The sequence below is a fragment of the Actinosynnema sp. NPDC091369 genome (assembly GCF_044757065.1).
Taxonomy (GTDB): Bacteria; Actinomycetota; Actinomycetes; order Mycobacteriales; family Pseudonocardiaceae; genus Actinosynnema.
In genome coordinates this window covers 217,166-231,147 of the sequence record NZ_JBIVUG010000008.1, presented here as the reverse complement: position 1 = coordinate 231,147, position 13,982 = coordinate 217,166, and the positions used below count along the sequence as shown (strand labels likewise).

Sequence of the window (13,982 nt, the reverse complement as noted above, 5' to 3'; positions counted from 1 at the left end):
GCGGTGCGGAGGGTGCCAGGCGCGCGCGGACCCGCGACCGCGGACGACGAGCGAATTCACCTCACAGGTAGCCGAACACCGGCGGGAACACCAGCACGACCACCCACGCCCACACCGCGTACACCGGCAGGTACGCGGTCTGCCAGCGCTCCAGCGCGGCGAACGGCGTGCGGCGGCGCAGCAGGCCCACCATCAGCCAGGCCGACCAGGCGAGGTTGACCAGCAGGACCGCGTTCTCGCCCAGCGCCGCCGCCTTGTTGGGCGTGGTGCCGAACCCGGTGATGCGCCCGGTGATCTGCCACAGCACCAGCACGTCGATGACGAGCGCGCTGAGCACGAGGGCGAGTTGCAGCTTGTCGAACAGGCCGGGCGGCGCGAGCGGGTCGCGGGCCGACGCCGAGTAGAGCAGCAGGCCCAGCACCACCACGAGCAGCAGGTCGAACAGGATCAACGCCTCCCGCTCCACGTCGATCCCGCCGCTGGTGATCGCGAACGTGACCAGGAACGCCAGCAACACCACCGTGAACAGCGGCGTGAACAGGCGCGTCAGCACCGGGGCGATGTTCTCCACCACGCCCTGCTTGACCTCGACCAGCCACCCGGCCACCACCACCGCGGCCGCCGCGCCGCACGGCACCACCCACTGCGACATCACCGTCTCCGGGGAGACGCCGATCGCCTCGAAGGTCCCGAACACGACCCCGACCAGCACACCGCCGCCCAGGGCGATGAGCACGTAGTAGATGAAGCACTCGCCCGTGAAGCGGATGAAGTCCATCCACCGGCGGGACGAGGGCGGGTCGTCGGACGCGTAGGCCAGGCCGACCGCGAACCACAGCGCGATGGGCAGGTGCAGGCTCGTCAGGACGATCGACTGCGACTCCACCGGCAGCGGGTAGGCGTTCGCGGCCACCGCGCCCAGCGCGAACAACGCCACCAGCACGCCGACCAGCCGGGCCGGCGCGCCGCGCCGCCACGCCAGGAAGCCCGCGAGCCACGGCAGCACGAGCACGCCCGCGTTGAGCGGGTAGAAGCCGCTGTCCTCCGCCAGGCTCGCGCCGAACAGCTCCGGCGCCCGCACCGACACCGCCGCGCCCAGCGCGCAGCCCACCATCACGGCCAGGTCCCGCCGCGACCGGGCCGCCGGGCCGTCCGACCCGCCGGTCAGCACGAGCTGCTTCCACAGCCGCTCCGAGTGCTCCCGGGCGAACTCGCGGGACAGCTCGTCCAGGCTGCCCATGCGCTTGACCGCCACCAGGAACGCCTCGTCGGCGTGCAGGCCGGCGCCCATCAGGTCGTCCACCGAGCCGCGCAGGTGGTCCTCGAGCTCGTCCACGTCGGTCTGGCGCAGCTCTCGGCGGCGCTGCACGTAGTGGCGCCACTCGGCGAACTGCGCCTCCAGCCCGCCCCGGTCGTCGGTCATGCGAACTCCCCTCGCGGGAACGTGGCCAGCAGCCGGGTGTCCCCGGGCCAGATCTCCTTCAGCGCGCCCACCACCGCGTCCCACTGGCGGCGCTGCTCGGCCAGCTCGGCCAGGCCGCCGGCCGTGATCCGGTAGTACTTGCGCCGCCGCTCCCCCGCCACCGACCGCCAGCTCGACTCGACGTGCCCGAGGCGTTCGAGCCGGTGCAGCAACGGGTAGAGCAGCCCCTCGGTCCAGTCGAGCTCGCCGCCGGACAGCTCGTTGATCCGCCGGAGGATGGCGTAGCCGTAGCTGTCCTCCTCGGCCAGGATGCCCAGCACCATCGGCGTCGCCGAGGCGGCCACGAGATCCTTGGCGACCTTCACCGAGCTTCCTCCCGACGACGTACCCTAGAAGTACAAGGCATAGTACTTCTAGGTATCGCGGAGGAGCAAACAGGGCGGAACGCGCCAGTTGGGACGCAGGCGGCGGAAGTCCGATGGAACGACCCCGCCATCACGTTGACCCCACACCCGGAAGTGGGATTCTGGTGGCGTGCAGGGCAACTCCAGATCCTGGCCGGCCGACTGCTTCCGGTTGTTGCTGGTGGAGGACGACCGCGAGCTCGTGGAGTTGCTCGCCGCCGCGCTGCGCGGCGAGGGGTACACCGTGGACGTCGCGCTGGACGGGCAGCGGGGCCTGCACCTGGCGCTGACCCGCCCGTACGACGTGGTGGTCATCGACCGCGGCCTGCCCGCCCTCGACGGGCTCGACCTGCTGGTGCGGCTGCGCGCGAAGTCCGTGCGGGCGCGGGCGTTGATCCTGACCGCGCTGGGCACCGTCCACGACCGGATCGACGGGCTGGACGCGGGCGCGGACGACTACCTGGTGAAACCGTTCGACCTGGACGAGCTGAGCGCGCGGCTGCGAGCGCTGTGCCGGCGGTCGGTGGAGCTGGCGGACGTGCTGCGGATCGGGGCCGGACACCTCGACGTCGGGCAGCGGGAAGTGGTGCTGCCCGACGGCGGGCGCGTGCCGCTCACCGCCCGGGAGTTCTCGCTCCTGCGCGTGCTCGCCAGCTACCCGGACACCGTCCACACGCGCGCCTCGCTGCGGCGCGCGGTGTTCCCGGACTCGTCCGCACCATCCATTGTGGACACCTACGTGTACTACCTGCGGAGCAAGATCGACCGTTCGGTGGTGCACACGGTGCAGGGGCTCGGCTACCGGTTGGGGGCGCTGTGACTCGTTCGTGGGCCGAGGCGGAACGGGCGGTCGTCGGGCGGGCGCGGCTGCGGATCAGCGTGCTGGTGGCGCTCGCGATCACGCTGCTGGTCGCGTTCGTCGGCGGGATCGCCTACGTGGTGATGTCGCACGCGCAGGAAGCGCAGGCCAAGCGCGAGCTCTGGTACAACGCCACGTTCGGCGCGCCGTCGACGCCTCCCGGGTGCACGTGGCTGTTCATCCTGGACGACGGGGAGCTGGACGACGGCCTGCTGAAGACGCCGTTGGGCTTCCCGCTGCACGAGGACATGGAGGCGGTGCGGGCGTCGGGCCGGACCGTCGAGCGCGACCTGGAGCTCAACGGCACCCGGTACCTCGTGCTGACCCAGCGCGGCGCGGGCGACCGGGTCGCGCAGGCCGTGTTCGACATGCGCTACCAGCTCGCCGACCGGCGGCACCTGCTGCTGGCGCTGGCCATCGCCGAGCTCGGCGGCCTGCTCGCGGCGGCCGTGCTGGGGTTGTGCGTGGGACGCGGCACGGTCGCGCCGCTGGCGGAGGCGCTGGCCCGGCAGCGGCGGTTCGTCACGGACGCGAGCCACGAGCTGCGGACGCCGATCGCGCGGGCCTACACGCGGGCGCAGGTGCTGGCGCGCCGGGCCAGGGCCGCCGACCTGCCCGACGACCACCGCGACAGCCTCGACCAGCTGGCCAGCACGATCCGCGGGCTCGGCGACGTGGTGGACGACCTGCTGCTGTCGGCGCGGCTGAGCCGGCAGTCCGAGGGGCCGGCCGGGCGACCGGTGGACCTGGCCGCCGTGGCGGAGGCCGCGGTGGCGACGGAGGACGAGCGGGCGGCCGAACGGCGGATCACGCTGACCGTCGACCGGCCCCCGGGCCCGCTGGTCGTGGTCGGCGTGGAGACCGCGTTGCGGCGCGCGGTGGACGAGCTGCTGGCGAACGCGGTGCGGCACACGCCGGAGGGCGGCCGGATCGACGTGCGCCTCGGGCGGCGGGGCGACGAGGTGGAGCTGACGGTGGCGGACACCGGCGAGGGCTTCGACCAGGTCGAGGCCGACCGCCTCTTCGACCGCTTCCACCGCGGGCCGGGCGCACCGGAACGGCGGTTCGGCCTGGGGCTGGCGCTCCTGCGCGAGGTCGTGACCGGCCACGGCGGCACGGTGGAGGCCGTGGGTCACCCGGGCGAGGGCGCGCGGTTCACGCTGCGCCTGCCGGCCGCCACCTCGGCCGCCGTCGTCGGGGGCGCACTGACCACCGGCCGCCGGTGAGCCGCCCGACGGGACGGATGCTCACCGCTCGCGGCGGGAAGCGACCGCAACAGACGGCCGGCGGCAGCTGGTGGCCGGCGACTTCTGACGGCTGGCGGCCGGTGGCAGCGGCTTGCGGCGGCTGTGCCGCTGGCAGACAGTGGCTGACGGCTGGTGGCGGCAGGCGATGGGTGGGCGGCAGGCGGGTCAGTAACGGCCCGCGGTGACCAGGTCGGCGGCCAGGCGCACGTCGCCGTCCAGCGGCCGGTCCGGGTCGACCGGGGCGATGGCGTCCGAGAGCGCGTCCAGCAGCGCGGCGCAGCGGGGAGCGGTCGGGCGGCGACCGCCCACGTGGACGGCTTGGCGCAGGCCCAGGGCCAGTGAGCCGCACAGCAGCCGCAGCAGGTCGGCCAGGTCGAGGGCGCGCAGCGCCGCCTGCGTGCCGAACGGCACGACGTCCTGGTTGTGCAGGTTGGTCGGCAGGCTCTGGGTGCTCGCGGGCACGGCGGCGCGGCGGATCTCGGCGACGAACGCCGTGGTGGCCAGTTGGACGCCCTGCAACCCGTGCTGCCGCCCCGGTCCCGCGGCCAGCATCGGCGGCAGGCCGGTGTTGCGGGACGGGTCCACCAGCAGGTCCAACTGGCGTTCCGCGAGGTTGCCCACCGACGCCGTGACCACGGCGAGCAGGTCGGCGGCGTACGCGGCCGGTTGGCCGAAGAAGTTGCCGCCGTGCGCCACGAGGTCGTCGCCGGGGAAGAACAGCGGGTTGTCGCTGACACCGCCCAGGTCGGCCGCGACCACCCCGTCGACGTAGCGCAACGCGTCCTCGGCCGCGCCGAGCAGCTGCGGCGAGCACCGGATGCTGTACGGCTCTTGGAGCGCGCGCTCACCGGTCGGGACCGTGCCGGCCAGCCGGGACCGCATGCGGTCGGCGACGGTGACCGCGCCGGGGTGGCCGTACGCGGCGATCAGCCGCGGGTCGAGGAACCCCGGATCACCGCCCAGCACGTCCACGAGCAGGCACGTCAGGTCCTGCACCGCCCGGTGCGACGCGCGCACGCTCGCCACCGCCAGCGCCAAAGCGGCCGTCGTCACCGACGTGCCGTTGACCAGCGCCAACGCGTCCCGCCCGTCGAGGGTGAGCGGTGTGAGCCCGGCGCGGCGCAGCGCGTCACCCGCGGGCAGCCGCTCGCCGTCCAGGTAGGCGTGCCCCCGGCCGCGCAGCGCCTGCGTCGCGTAGGCGAGCGGGATCAGGTCGCCGCTCGCGCCGACCGAGCCGTACCGGGGAACCGCCGGCGCGAACGTCGTCGCGAACATCGCCGCCAACCCGTCCACCACGTGCCCGGACACGCCCGACAGCCCGCGGGCGAGCGACCACGTCCGCACGAGCAGCGCGGCGCGGACGACGTCGACGGGCAGGTCCGGTCCCTGGCCCGCGCCGAGGTGTGCCAGGGTGTTGTCGCACTGGTCGGCCTCGTCGTCGCGGCCGGCGAACCCGATCAGCGCGCCGAACCCGGTCTTCGCGCCGTACACGGGTCGCCCGTCGTCGGCCAGCACGGTGCGCAGGTACTCGCGGCCCCGGTCGACCCGCTCCCGCACGGCCGGTCCGACCACCACGGGCAGCGGGGCCGCCGCGCGGGCGAGGTGGTCGCCGGTCAGCGGCGCGTCGAGGTCAACCGGGGCGTCGGTCGCGGTCGTCGTCACGGCACCGACGGTAGGCAGCCGATCTCAGAGAGTTCTGAGATCCGCTGCGTAGCTTCCGAGCCCATGGCGCACGACTACCTGATCATCGGGGCGGGACCGGCCGGCGTGCAGCTCGCCGCCCTGCTGGAGCACGACGGTCGCGACTACGTCGTCCTGGAACGCGGCACCGGGCCGGGCGCGTTCTTCACCCGCTACCCCCGGCACCGCACGCTCATCTCCATCAACAAGGTCCACACCGGGCACACCGACCCGGAACGGCGGCTCCGGATGGACTGGAACTCGTTGCTGACCGACGACCCGGAGCTGCTGTTCACCCGCTACAGCGACCGGTACTTCCCGTCCGCCGACGACATGGTCCGCTACCTGGCCGACTTCGCCGCCGCGACCGGCGTCCGGGTCCACTACGACACCGAGGTCACCCGGATCTCCCGCGACGGCGACGGCGACGGGTTCGCCGTGCTCGACCGGAGCGGGCGGACCTGGCGGGCCGCGCGGGTCGTGGTGGCGACCGGGGTGTCGCAGCTGCACGTGCCGCCCATCCCCGGCATCGAGCACGCCGAGCGGTACGACACGTTCGACACCGACCCGGAGTCGTTCACCGACCAGCGGGTGCTGGTGATCGGCAAGGGCAACTCGGGGTTCGAGACCGCCGACGCCCTGGTGGAGCACGCGGCGGTGATCCACGTGGCCGGCCCGCACTCGGTGCGGTTGGCGTGGCAGACGCACTACGTCGGCCACCTGCGCGCGGTGAACAACAACTTCCTCGACACCTACCAGCTCAAGTCCGGCAACGCCGTGCTCGACGGCACGGTGGAGCTCATCGAACCCCGGCCCGGCGGCGGGTTCCGCGTCCTGTTCCGCTACGCGCGCACGGTCGAGGCGTTGCGGGAGCTGGAGTACGACCGGATCGTGGCGTGCACCGGGTTCCGGTTCGACGCCTCGGTGTTCGACGAGGGCTGCCGCCCGAAGCTGGTGATCGACGACCGGTTCCCGGAGCAGACGCCCGCGTTCGAGTCCACCACGGTGCCCGGCCTGTACTTCGCGGGCACCCTCACCCAGCAGCGCGACTTCAAGAAGTCCACCAGCGGGTTCATCCACGGCTTCCGCTACGGCGTCCGCGCCCTGCACCGCATCCTCAACGCCCGCCACCACGACACGCCGTGGCCCTCGACGGACTTGCCGGCCTCACCGGAGGCGATCGGCGACGCGCTGGTGGCCAGGGTGAACCGCTCGTCCGCGCTGTGGCAGCAGTTCGCGGTCATCGGCGACGTGGTGACCGTGTCCGGCGACGTCGCGCGCTACGAGGAGGAGGTGCCGGTCGCGTACCTCGCCGACGGCGGCCTCGGCGAGGCCGAGCACCGGTTCGTCGCGACGCTGGAGTACGGGCCGGACCACGACACCGTGGACCCGTTCGACATCACCGTCCCGCGCGTGGCGGAGAACGACGCGGCCAACGCGCACGACGCGAGCTACCTGCACCCGGTCGTGCGCCACTACCGCGACGGCGTGCTCGCCGCGACCCACCACCTGGCCGAGAACCTGGAGAACGACTGGAACCTGCCCGCGGTGCACCAGCAGCCGCTGGCCGCGTTCGTGAAGGAATGCCTTGCCGGCGCGTGACGCCGAGCCGTTCCCGCGCGCGGTGCTCGACGTCCTCGCCGCCGCGGCGGACCGGCCGGTGTTCGAACACGGCTCTCGCGCGGTGACCGGGGCGGAGCTGCTCGACCTGGTCGCGCGGATCGCGGCCGGGCTGCGGCGGGCCGGGCTGGGCCCGGGTGACGGGATCGCGCTGCGGCTCGGCGTCAACCCCGAGGCGTTCGCCACGATCCTCGCCGCGCACGCGGTGGGCGCGCGGGTGCTCGGCGTGCGGCCCGGCCTGACCGACGAGCAGGTGCGGCACCTGCTCGACCTCGACGTCGCCGCCGTGGTCACCGAGTCGGACGGGCTGACCGTCGAGGCGCTGGGCCGGACCCGCGCGAGCGGTCCGCCGGTGTGCGCGGGCCGGCCCGGCGACGTGGCCCGGCTGCTGCACACCAGCGGCAGCACGGGTGAGCCCAAGGCGTGCGCCCAGACCTACGCCGCGATGACGGCGGCGTGGACCGCGCGACCGGACGCGTGGCCGCCCGCGATCCGCGAGCTGGCGTCCCGGCTGGACCGCTACCTGGTGTTCGGGACGCTGTCGAGCCAGGTGATGTTCGAGTACGCCGTGCTGGCCCTCGCCGCCGGCGGCACGGTGGTCGTCGCCGAGCAGCCCGCGCTGCCCGACGCGATCACCCGCCACCGGGCCTCGGCGAGCGTGGTCACGGTGCCGCGGCTGGCGAAGCTCGTCGCCGCGCAGCGCCGGAACCCTGCCGACCTGTCGTCGTTGCGGGCGCTGCTGGTGTCCGGGTCGCCGCTGACCGCCGACCGGCACCGCGAGGCGCTGGACGTGCTCGGGCCGGTGGTGTTCCACGGCTACGGCCAGACCGAGACCGGCACCATCTCGATGGCGACCCCGGCCGACCCGCCCGGCACGGTCGGCGTGCCGCCGGCGTCGGTGCGGGTCGAGGTCCGCGACGCGGACGGCGCACCGGTGCCCGCCGGCGTCGACGGCGAGCTGTTCGTCCGCACCCCGGCCCAGGCCGAGGGGTACTGGGCCGACCCGGAGCGGTCGGCCGAGGTGTTCACCGGCGGCTGGGTGCGCACCCGCGACCTGGGCCGGCTCGACGCCGACGGCCACCTGACCCTGACCGGGCGGACCCGGGACGTGGTCATCGTCAACGCCACCCCGCACTACGCGGGCCCGATCGAGCGCGTCATCGCCGAGCACCCGGACGTCGCCGAGGCGTACGTGGTGGCCGTGCCGGACGACGACACCGGTGAGGCGGTGCACGCGTTCGTCGTGCCCGCCGGCGGCCGGTCACCCGACCTGGCCGCGCTGCGCGCGTGGGTGACCGCCCGGTTGGGCGCGGCGTGCGCGCCCGTGCGCGTGACCCCGATCGCGGCGCCGCCGCTCGCGCCCAGCGGCAAGCCGGACAAGCGCCTGCTGCCCCACTCCCCGAAGTAGAGGAGAAAGTCGTGTCCAGCGAGGTTTCCACGGACTGTCTCGTGCTCGGCGCCGGCCCGGCGGGGCTCCAGGCGTCGTACCTGCTCTCCCGCGCCGGGCGGGACCACCTCGTGCTGGAGGCCGGTGACGCGCCCGGCGCGTTCTTCACCCGCTTCCCCCGGCACCGCACCCTGATCTCCATCAACAAGCCGAACACCGGGTGGGACGACCCCGAGCTGAACCTGCGCACCGACTGGAACTCGCTGCTGTCCGACGACCCGGCGCTGCTGTTCACCGCCTACACGCCCCGCTACTTCCCGCACGCCGACGACCTGCTCCGCTACCTGGGCGACTTCGCCGCCAAGCACGACCTGCCGATCCGCTACGGCACGTCGGTGGTGGAGGTGACCCGGCCGGACGACTTCGTGCTGCGCGACCGGCGCGGCGACACCTACCGGGCACGGCGGCTCATCGTGGCCACCGGCGTGTCCCTGCCGTACGTGCCGCCGATCGACGGGGTGGAGCTGGCCGAGCGGTACGACGAGGTGTCCGTGGACCCGACCGACTTCACCGGACGCAAGGTGCTGGTCATCGGGCGCGGCAACTCGGCGTTCGAGACCGCCGACAACCTGGTCGAGACCGCGGCGGTCATCCACGTGGTCGGGCCGGGGTCGTTGAAGCTGGCGTGGCAGACGCACTTCGTCGGCCACCTGCGCGCGGTGAACAACAACTTCCTCGACACCTACCAGCTCAAGTCGCAGAACGCGGTGCTGGACGGGCGGGTGGTGGACATCCGTCGCGACGGCGACGGCTACCTGGTGCGGGTGGCGTTCGCGCGGGTCGCCGAGCGGATCAAGGAGATCCGCTACGACCGGGTGATCCTCGCGACGGGCTTCCGGTTCGACGCGTCGATCTTCGCGCCCGACTGCCGGCCGCGGCTGACGATCAACGACCGGTTCCCCGAGCAGACCGCCGCGTGGGAGTCGGTCAACGTGCCCGACCTGTTCTTCGCGGGCACCATCACGCAAGCCCGGGACTTCAAGAAGTCGACCAGCGGGTTCATCCACGGCTTCCGGTACGGGGTGCGGGCGCTGCACCACGTCTTGGAGCACCGCTACCACGGGGTGGCGTGGCCGAGCCGCGACCTCGCGCCCACCCCGGAAGCGGTGACCGACGCCGTCATCGAGCGGGTGAACCGCACCTCGGCGTTGTGGCAGCTGTTCGCGTTCATGGCCGACGCCGTGCTGGTCGGACCGGACGGCGCCCTCCGCCTCGTGGAGGAGGTGCCGGTGGACCACCTGCACGAGGCGGTGCCACGGGGCGACTTCGGCGCTGTCGGGTCCTACCTGACCGTGACGCTCGAGTACGGCGCGGACCACGACAGGATCAACCCGTTCGACATCACCGCGGGCCGCGTGTCCCAAGAGGACACCAGCGGGCTCGACGGCCGCTACCTGCACCCGGTGGTCCGGCACTTCCGCGCGGGCGAGCTGCTCGGCGAGCACCACCTCACCGAGAACCTGGAGAACGAGTGGGACAGCGAGGACGTGCACCGGGCGCCCCTGCTGGCGTTCCTGCGCGCCCGGCTCGCCCCGGCGGGTCCGGCGTGAGCGGCGGGCTCGCCGAGCTGCACGAGAAGGCCCGCGCGGTGCTCGACCCCGTGCACTACGACTACTACGCGGGCGGCGTCGGCGACGAGGTGGTGCTCGGGGAGAACGAGGCCGCGTTCCGCCGGCTGGCCCTGCTGCCGCGGGTGCTGCGCGGCCGGGTGACCCGGGACCTGGCGGTCGACCTGCCCGGCGGTCGGCTCGACCTGCCGGTGCTGGTCGCGCCGACCGCGTTCCACCGGCTCGCCCACCCGGAGGGCGAGGTGGCCACGGCGCGGGCCGCCGCGGCGGCGGGAACGGTGCTCGTGTCGGGCGTCGCTTCGACCGTGGCGATCGGTGACGTGGTGGCGGCGGCGAGGTCGGTGGACGCGGCCGCGTCGGTGTGGTTCCAGCTCTACCCGCAACCCGACGAGGCCGTGACCGCGTGCCTGGTGGAACGGGCGGAACGCGCGGGCTGCACGGCGCTGGTCGTGACGGCCGACTCGCCGGTGTTCGGCCGGCACCGCCGCGACGCCGAGCACGGCTTCCACGACCTGCCCGCGGGGCTCGCGGCGGAGAACATGCGGGACCTGCCCGGCGGTGCGCGGGACATCGTGATGTCGCCCGAGGTGTCGTGGGACCACCTGGACCGGCTGCTGGAGATGACGTCGCTGCCGTTGTGGCTCAAGGGGGTGCTCCACCCGCGTGACGCGGTGCTGGCGGTGGAGCACGGGGTGGCCGGGATCGTGGTGTCCAACCACGGCGGACGCCAGTCCGACCTCGCGCCCGCGGCGGTGGAGGCGCTGCCCGCGGTGGTCGACGCGGTCGCGGGACGGGCGCCGGTGGTGCTGGACGGGGGCGTGCGCGGAGGCGGTGACGTCGCCGTGGCGCTCGCGCTCGGCGCGGCGGCCGTCGGCGTCGGCCGGCCGGTGCTGTGGGGCCTGGCCGCGGACGGCGAGACCGGGGTGGCCCGCGTGCTCGACCTGCTGCGCGACGAGTTCGACCACGTGCTCGCGCTGTGCGGCGGGCGCAACCCGGCCGACCTCACCCGCGACCTCGTCGTCACGCGCGGAACGGGGGTGTCCGCGCGGTGTGGCTGACCGGGGTGCTCGCCGCCGCGGCGGTGCTGACCGCGCCGAGGTGGCTGCCGGCGCGGGTCGTGGCGCTGCGCCGCAGGGTGTTCGAGAAGGTCAACGGGGACCGCGCGATCACGTTCCCGAACGCCGACGTCGGACCGGACCGGTTCGAGGAGGTCTACGGGCACCCCGCGGCGAACGGCCGCAGCCGGGGCGCGGGGCTGTCGGACCTGTTCTGGTACTGGCTCTCCCCCGGCCCCGAGGTGCACCAGGAGCACCTGGAGGCCGGCCCGCGCTACGACGACGTGGCGCGCACGACGCGGGCGCTGCTGTCCGGGCCGGGCCACGTGCTGTCCGAGGCGGCGGCCCGCTGCACCGGGCGGGTGCTCGACGAGGTCGTCACCAAGCCGGTCACGCTGGTGCGGCTGCGCGACCTGATGATGCCGGTCTGGGCGGAGTACTTCCACGAGCTGGTGTTCGGCGAGCCGTGCCCGCCCGGGGCCCGTGACCTGATCGTGGGGCACGCCGACGACGTGGTGCGGTCGCTGAAGTGCGTCAGCCTGCGCCACCCCGCCCGGCGGACCCGGTTGACCCGCTACCTGGCCCGGCGGGTCGCGGCGGGCGACGTGCGGCGCCCGCTGCCCGCGAGCCTGACGCCCACCGAGCAGGTGCACTACCTCCAGGGCACGTTCTTCAACACCGCCGTCGTGCAGATGTCCGAGGCGATGGCGCACCTGCTGCTCGCGCTGGCGCAGCACCCGCACGTGGCGGCGCGGCTCGCGCACGACGAGCGGTACTTCGCGCACGTGCTCGACGAGACCATGCGGATGTACCCGCTGTTCGGCATCGCGCACCGCATCACCACCGCCGACATCGAGCTGGACGAGCGCACGACGCTGCCCGCCGGGTCGGTGCTGTGCTTCAGCTACCCCGACTACCACGCCACCGGCCACCCGCGGCCCGACGTGTTCGACCCGGACCGCTGGGCGCGCCCGGACTCCCGCGCGGCGCACCACATCCCGTTCGGCGTCGCCGCGAACCGGCCCTGCCCGGCGTGGCGGCTGTCCCCGCTGGCGCTGCGGGCGGCGACCGGCGAGGTGCTGCGCCGCGTGACGCCGCACTCCACCGCCACCCACACCCGGTCGCTGCCCAGCGGCGGCCCGTGCCTGCTGGTGCGCGTGGGCGAGTCGCCGCGCGGCCTGGCCGCGCTCGGCGCGTTCCTGCGCGTGCGGGACCGGTGGGAGGACGTGTGGCGCAGCGTGGTCCAGCTCGTGCTGGGCACGGTCATGGTCCTGCACGCCCACCGCCTGCGCCTGGCCGGGCGCTACTTCGACGCGCACGACACCCAAGGCCGTCCGGTGCGGCGCGAGCCGCCTTCCACCGAGGAGACCACCGAGTGAACCAGATCCAGTTCGCGCTGCGCGTGTTCGCCGCACTGGCGGTCGTGCTCGCGGCGACGACGTTGTGCGGGCGCATCGCGATGGCGGTCAAGCAGCCCAGGGTCGTCGGCGAGATGGTCGCGGGCGTCCTGCTGGGCCCGGCGCTGCTGGGCGCCGTGGCACCCGGCGCCCAGGCCCAGCTGTTCCCCACCGACGTCAAGGACACCCTGTACGTGCTCAGCACGATCGGGTTGACGTTCTACATGTTCCTGGTCGGGTCCTCGCTGGACCACGGCCTGGCCGCCGGGCGGAACATGCGCCGGGCGTCGGCGCTCGCGGTGTCGGGCATCCTGCCGACGTTCGCGCTGGGCGCGGGCGCGGCGGCGCTGTTCTTCGGGTCGCTGAGCCCGGACGGCGCCACCCGGTGGGAGTTCATGCTGTTCGTCGGCGGCGCGCTGTCGATCACCGCGTTCCCCATGCTGGCGCGGATCCTCCAGGAGCGCGGCATCGCGAACACGCCCATCGGCGGGCTCACGCTGGTCGCGGCGGCGATCGACGACGCGGCGGCGTGGGTGATCCTGGCGGTGATCATCGCGGTCGCGGCGGCGGGCAGCCCGTTCGACGCGGTGGGCACGGTGGCGGGTGCGGCGGTGTTCGCGCTGCTCATGCTCACGGTGGGGCGCTCGCTGTTCGCCAAGCTGGGCGCGCGGGTCGAGCGCGAGGGCCGGATGAGCCGCGACGTGATGGCGCTCGTGCTGCTGCTGGTGCTCGCGGCCGGGTGGTTCACCGACTACATCGGCGTGTTCTCGGTGTTCGGCGGGTTCGTCACCGGGTTGGCCATGCCGCAGTCGTCGGTCGTGCGGCGGGAGCTGGAGACGCGGCTCACGGACCTGAACTCGATCCTGCTGCTGCCGGTGTTCTTCGCGTTCAGCGGGTTGAACACGCAGGTGTCCGGCTTCGGCGCGGGCGGCGGGCTGTGGTGGCCGCTCGCGGTGATCATGGTGGTGGCGTTCGCCGGGAAGTACCTGGGCTGCGCGGCGGTGGTGCGCGTCCAGGGCTTCTCGTGGCGCTACGCGTCGGCGGTCGGCGGGCTGATGAACGCGCGCGGCCTGATGATCCTGATCTTCATCAACATCGGGCTCGCGCACGGCCTGGTGACACCGGAGCTGTTCGCGATCCTCGTCGCCGTCGCGATCGTGACCACCGCCGCCGCGATGCCGATCTACCGCGCTTCCCTGCCCGAGAGCCTGGAGCGCGGCACGACCGACCACCTGCCGCCGCCGGTGCCCGCCCGGAAGCCCTGAGCGCGCACCGCGGGGAC

Annotated in this window: 11 protein-coding genes; 8 read left to right on the top strand and 3 right to left on the bottom strand. The window is 73.9% G+C overall.

Annotated elements, in window-relative coordinates; genetic code table 11:
* Positions 1–61 precede the first annotated feature (61 nt).
* Complete coding sequence (locus ACIQMJ_RS28555; protein WP_499764090.1) at positions 62–1,423, bottom strand: permease prefix domain 1-containing protein; 1,362 nt, start codon at positions 1,421–1,423, stop codon at positions 62–64.
* Entirely contained in the window at positions 1,420–1,788 is a 369-nt protein-coding gene (locus ACIQMJ_RS28550; protein ID WP_499764089.1) for a PadR family transcriptional regulator, read from the bottom strand. Before ACIQMJ_RS28550 ends, ACIQMJ_RS28555 begins: the two co-directional genes overlap by 4 nt.
* Positions 1,789–1,999: 211 nt before the next feature.
* Here ACIQMJ_RS28550 and ACIQMJ_RS28545 point away from each other — a divergent pair, with 211 nt between their 5' ends.
* Positions 2,000–2,647, top strand: a complete 648-nt coding sequence (locus ACIQMJ_RS28545) for a response regulator transcription factor (protein WP_499764140.1) — start codon at positions 2,000–2,002, stop codon at positions 2,645–2,647.
* Positions 2,644–3,912: a sensor histidine kinase gene (locus tag ACIQMJ_RS28540; RefSeq protein ID WP_499764088.1), complete on the top strand. Its 1,269-nt coding sequence runs from the start codon at positions 2,644–2,646 to the stop codon at positions 3,910–3,912. Before ACIQMJ_RS28545 ends, ACIQMJ_RS28540 begins: the two co-directional genes overlap by 4 nt.
* A 186-nt stretch (positions 3,913–4,098) precedes the next feature.
* On the opposite strand, the gene ACIQMJ_RS28535 is transcribed toward ACIQMJ_RS28540, so the two are convergent.
* Positions 4,099–5,595 carry an aromatic amino acid ammonia-lyase gene (locus ACIQMJ_RS28535; RefSeq protein WP_499764087.1) on the bottom strand — a complete coding sequence of 499 codons (1,497 nt, stop codon included), beginning with the start codon at positions 5,593–5,595 and terminating at the stop codon, positions 4,099–4,101.
* A gap of 63 nt (positions 5,596–5,658) precedes the next feature.
* Here ACIQMJ_RS28535 and ACIQMJ_RS28530 point away from each other — a divergent pair, with 63 nt between their 5' ends.
* Genes ACIQMJ_RS28530 through ACIQMJ_RS28505 form a run of 6 tightly spaced genes read left to right on the top strand, consistent with a single transcriptional unit; the run spans position 5,659 to position 13,965 of the window.
* Complete coding sequence (locus tag ACIQMJ_RS28530) at positions 5,659–7,215, top strand: FAD-dependent oxidoreductase (protein WP_499764086.1); 1,557 nt, start codon at positions 5,659–5,661, stop codon at positions 7,213–7,215.
* Positions 7,202–8,641 (top strand): class I adenylate-forming enzyme family protein, encoded by a 1,440-nt coding sequence (locus ACIQMJ_RS28525; RefSeq protein WP_499764085.1) that lies wholly within the window; start codon positions 7,202–7,204, stop codon positions 8,639–8,641. Before ACIQMJ_RS28530 ends, ACIQMJ_RS28525 begins: the two co-directional genes overlap by 14 nt.
* An 11-nt stretch (positions 8,642–8,652) precedes the next feature.
* Positions 8,653–10,230: an NAD(P)-binding domain-containing protein gene (locus ACIQMJ_RS28520; RefSeq protein WP_499764084.1), complete on the top strand. Its 1,578-nt coding sequence runs from the start codon at positions 8,653–8,655 to the stop codon at positions 10,228–10,230.
* Complete coding sequence (locus tag ACIQMJ_RS28515; protein ID WP_499764083.1) at positions 10,227–11,306, top strand: alpha-hydroxy acid oxidase; 1,080 nt, start codon at positions 10,227–10,229, stop codon at positions 11,304–11,306. Before ACIQMJ_RS28520 ends, ACIQMJ_RS28515 begins: the two co-directional genes overlap by 4 nt.
* A complete protein-coding gene (locus tag ACIQMJ_RS28510) occupies positions 11,297–12,682 on the top strand; it encodes a cytochrome P450 (RefSeq protein WP_499764082.1) in 1,386 nt (461 codons plus the stop codon). The genes ACIQMJ_RS28515 and ACIQMJ_RS28510 overlap by 10 nt, the downstream gene beginning before the upstream one ends.
* Positions 12,679–13,965, top strand: coding sequence for a cation:proton antiporter (locus ACIQMJ_RS28505; protein ID WP_499764081.1), 1,287 nt, complete (start codon positions 12,679–12,681; stop codon positions 13,963–13,965). The genes ACIQMJ_RS28510 and ACIQMJ_RS28505 overlap by 4 nt, the downstream gene beginning before the upstream one ends.
* Positions 13,966–13,982 lie beyond the last annotated feature (17 nt).

Bases quoted from the DNA above. Each gene is read 5' to 3' on its own strand.
- ACIQMJ_RS28555 (WP_499764090.1), bottom strand. From the start codon at position 1,423: ATGACCGACGACCGGGGCGGGCTGGAGGCGCAGTTCGCCGAGTGGCGC.
- ACIQMJ_RS28530 (WP_499764086.1), top strand. From the start codon at position 5,659: ATGGCGCACGACTACCTGATCATCGGGGCGGGACCGGCCGGCGTGCAG.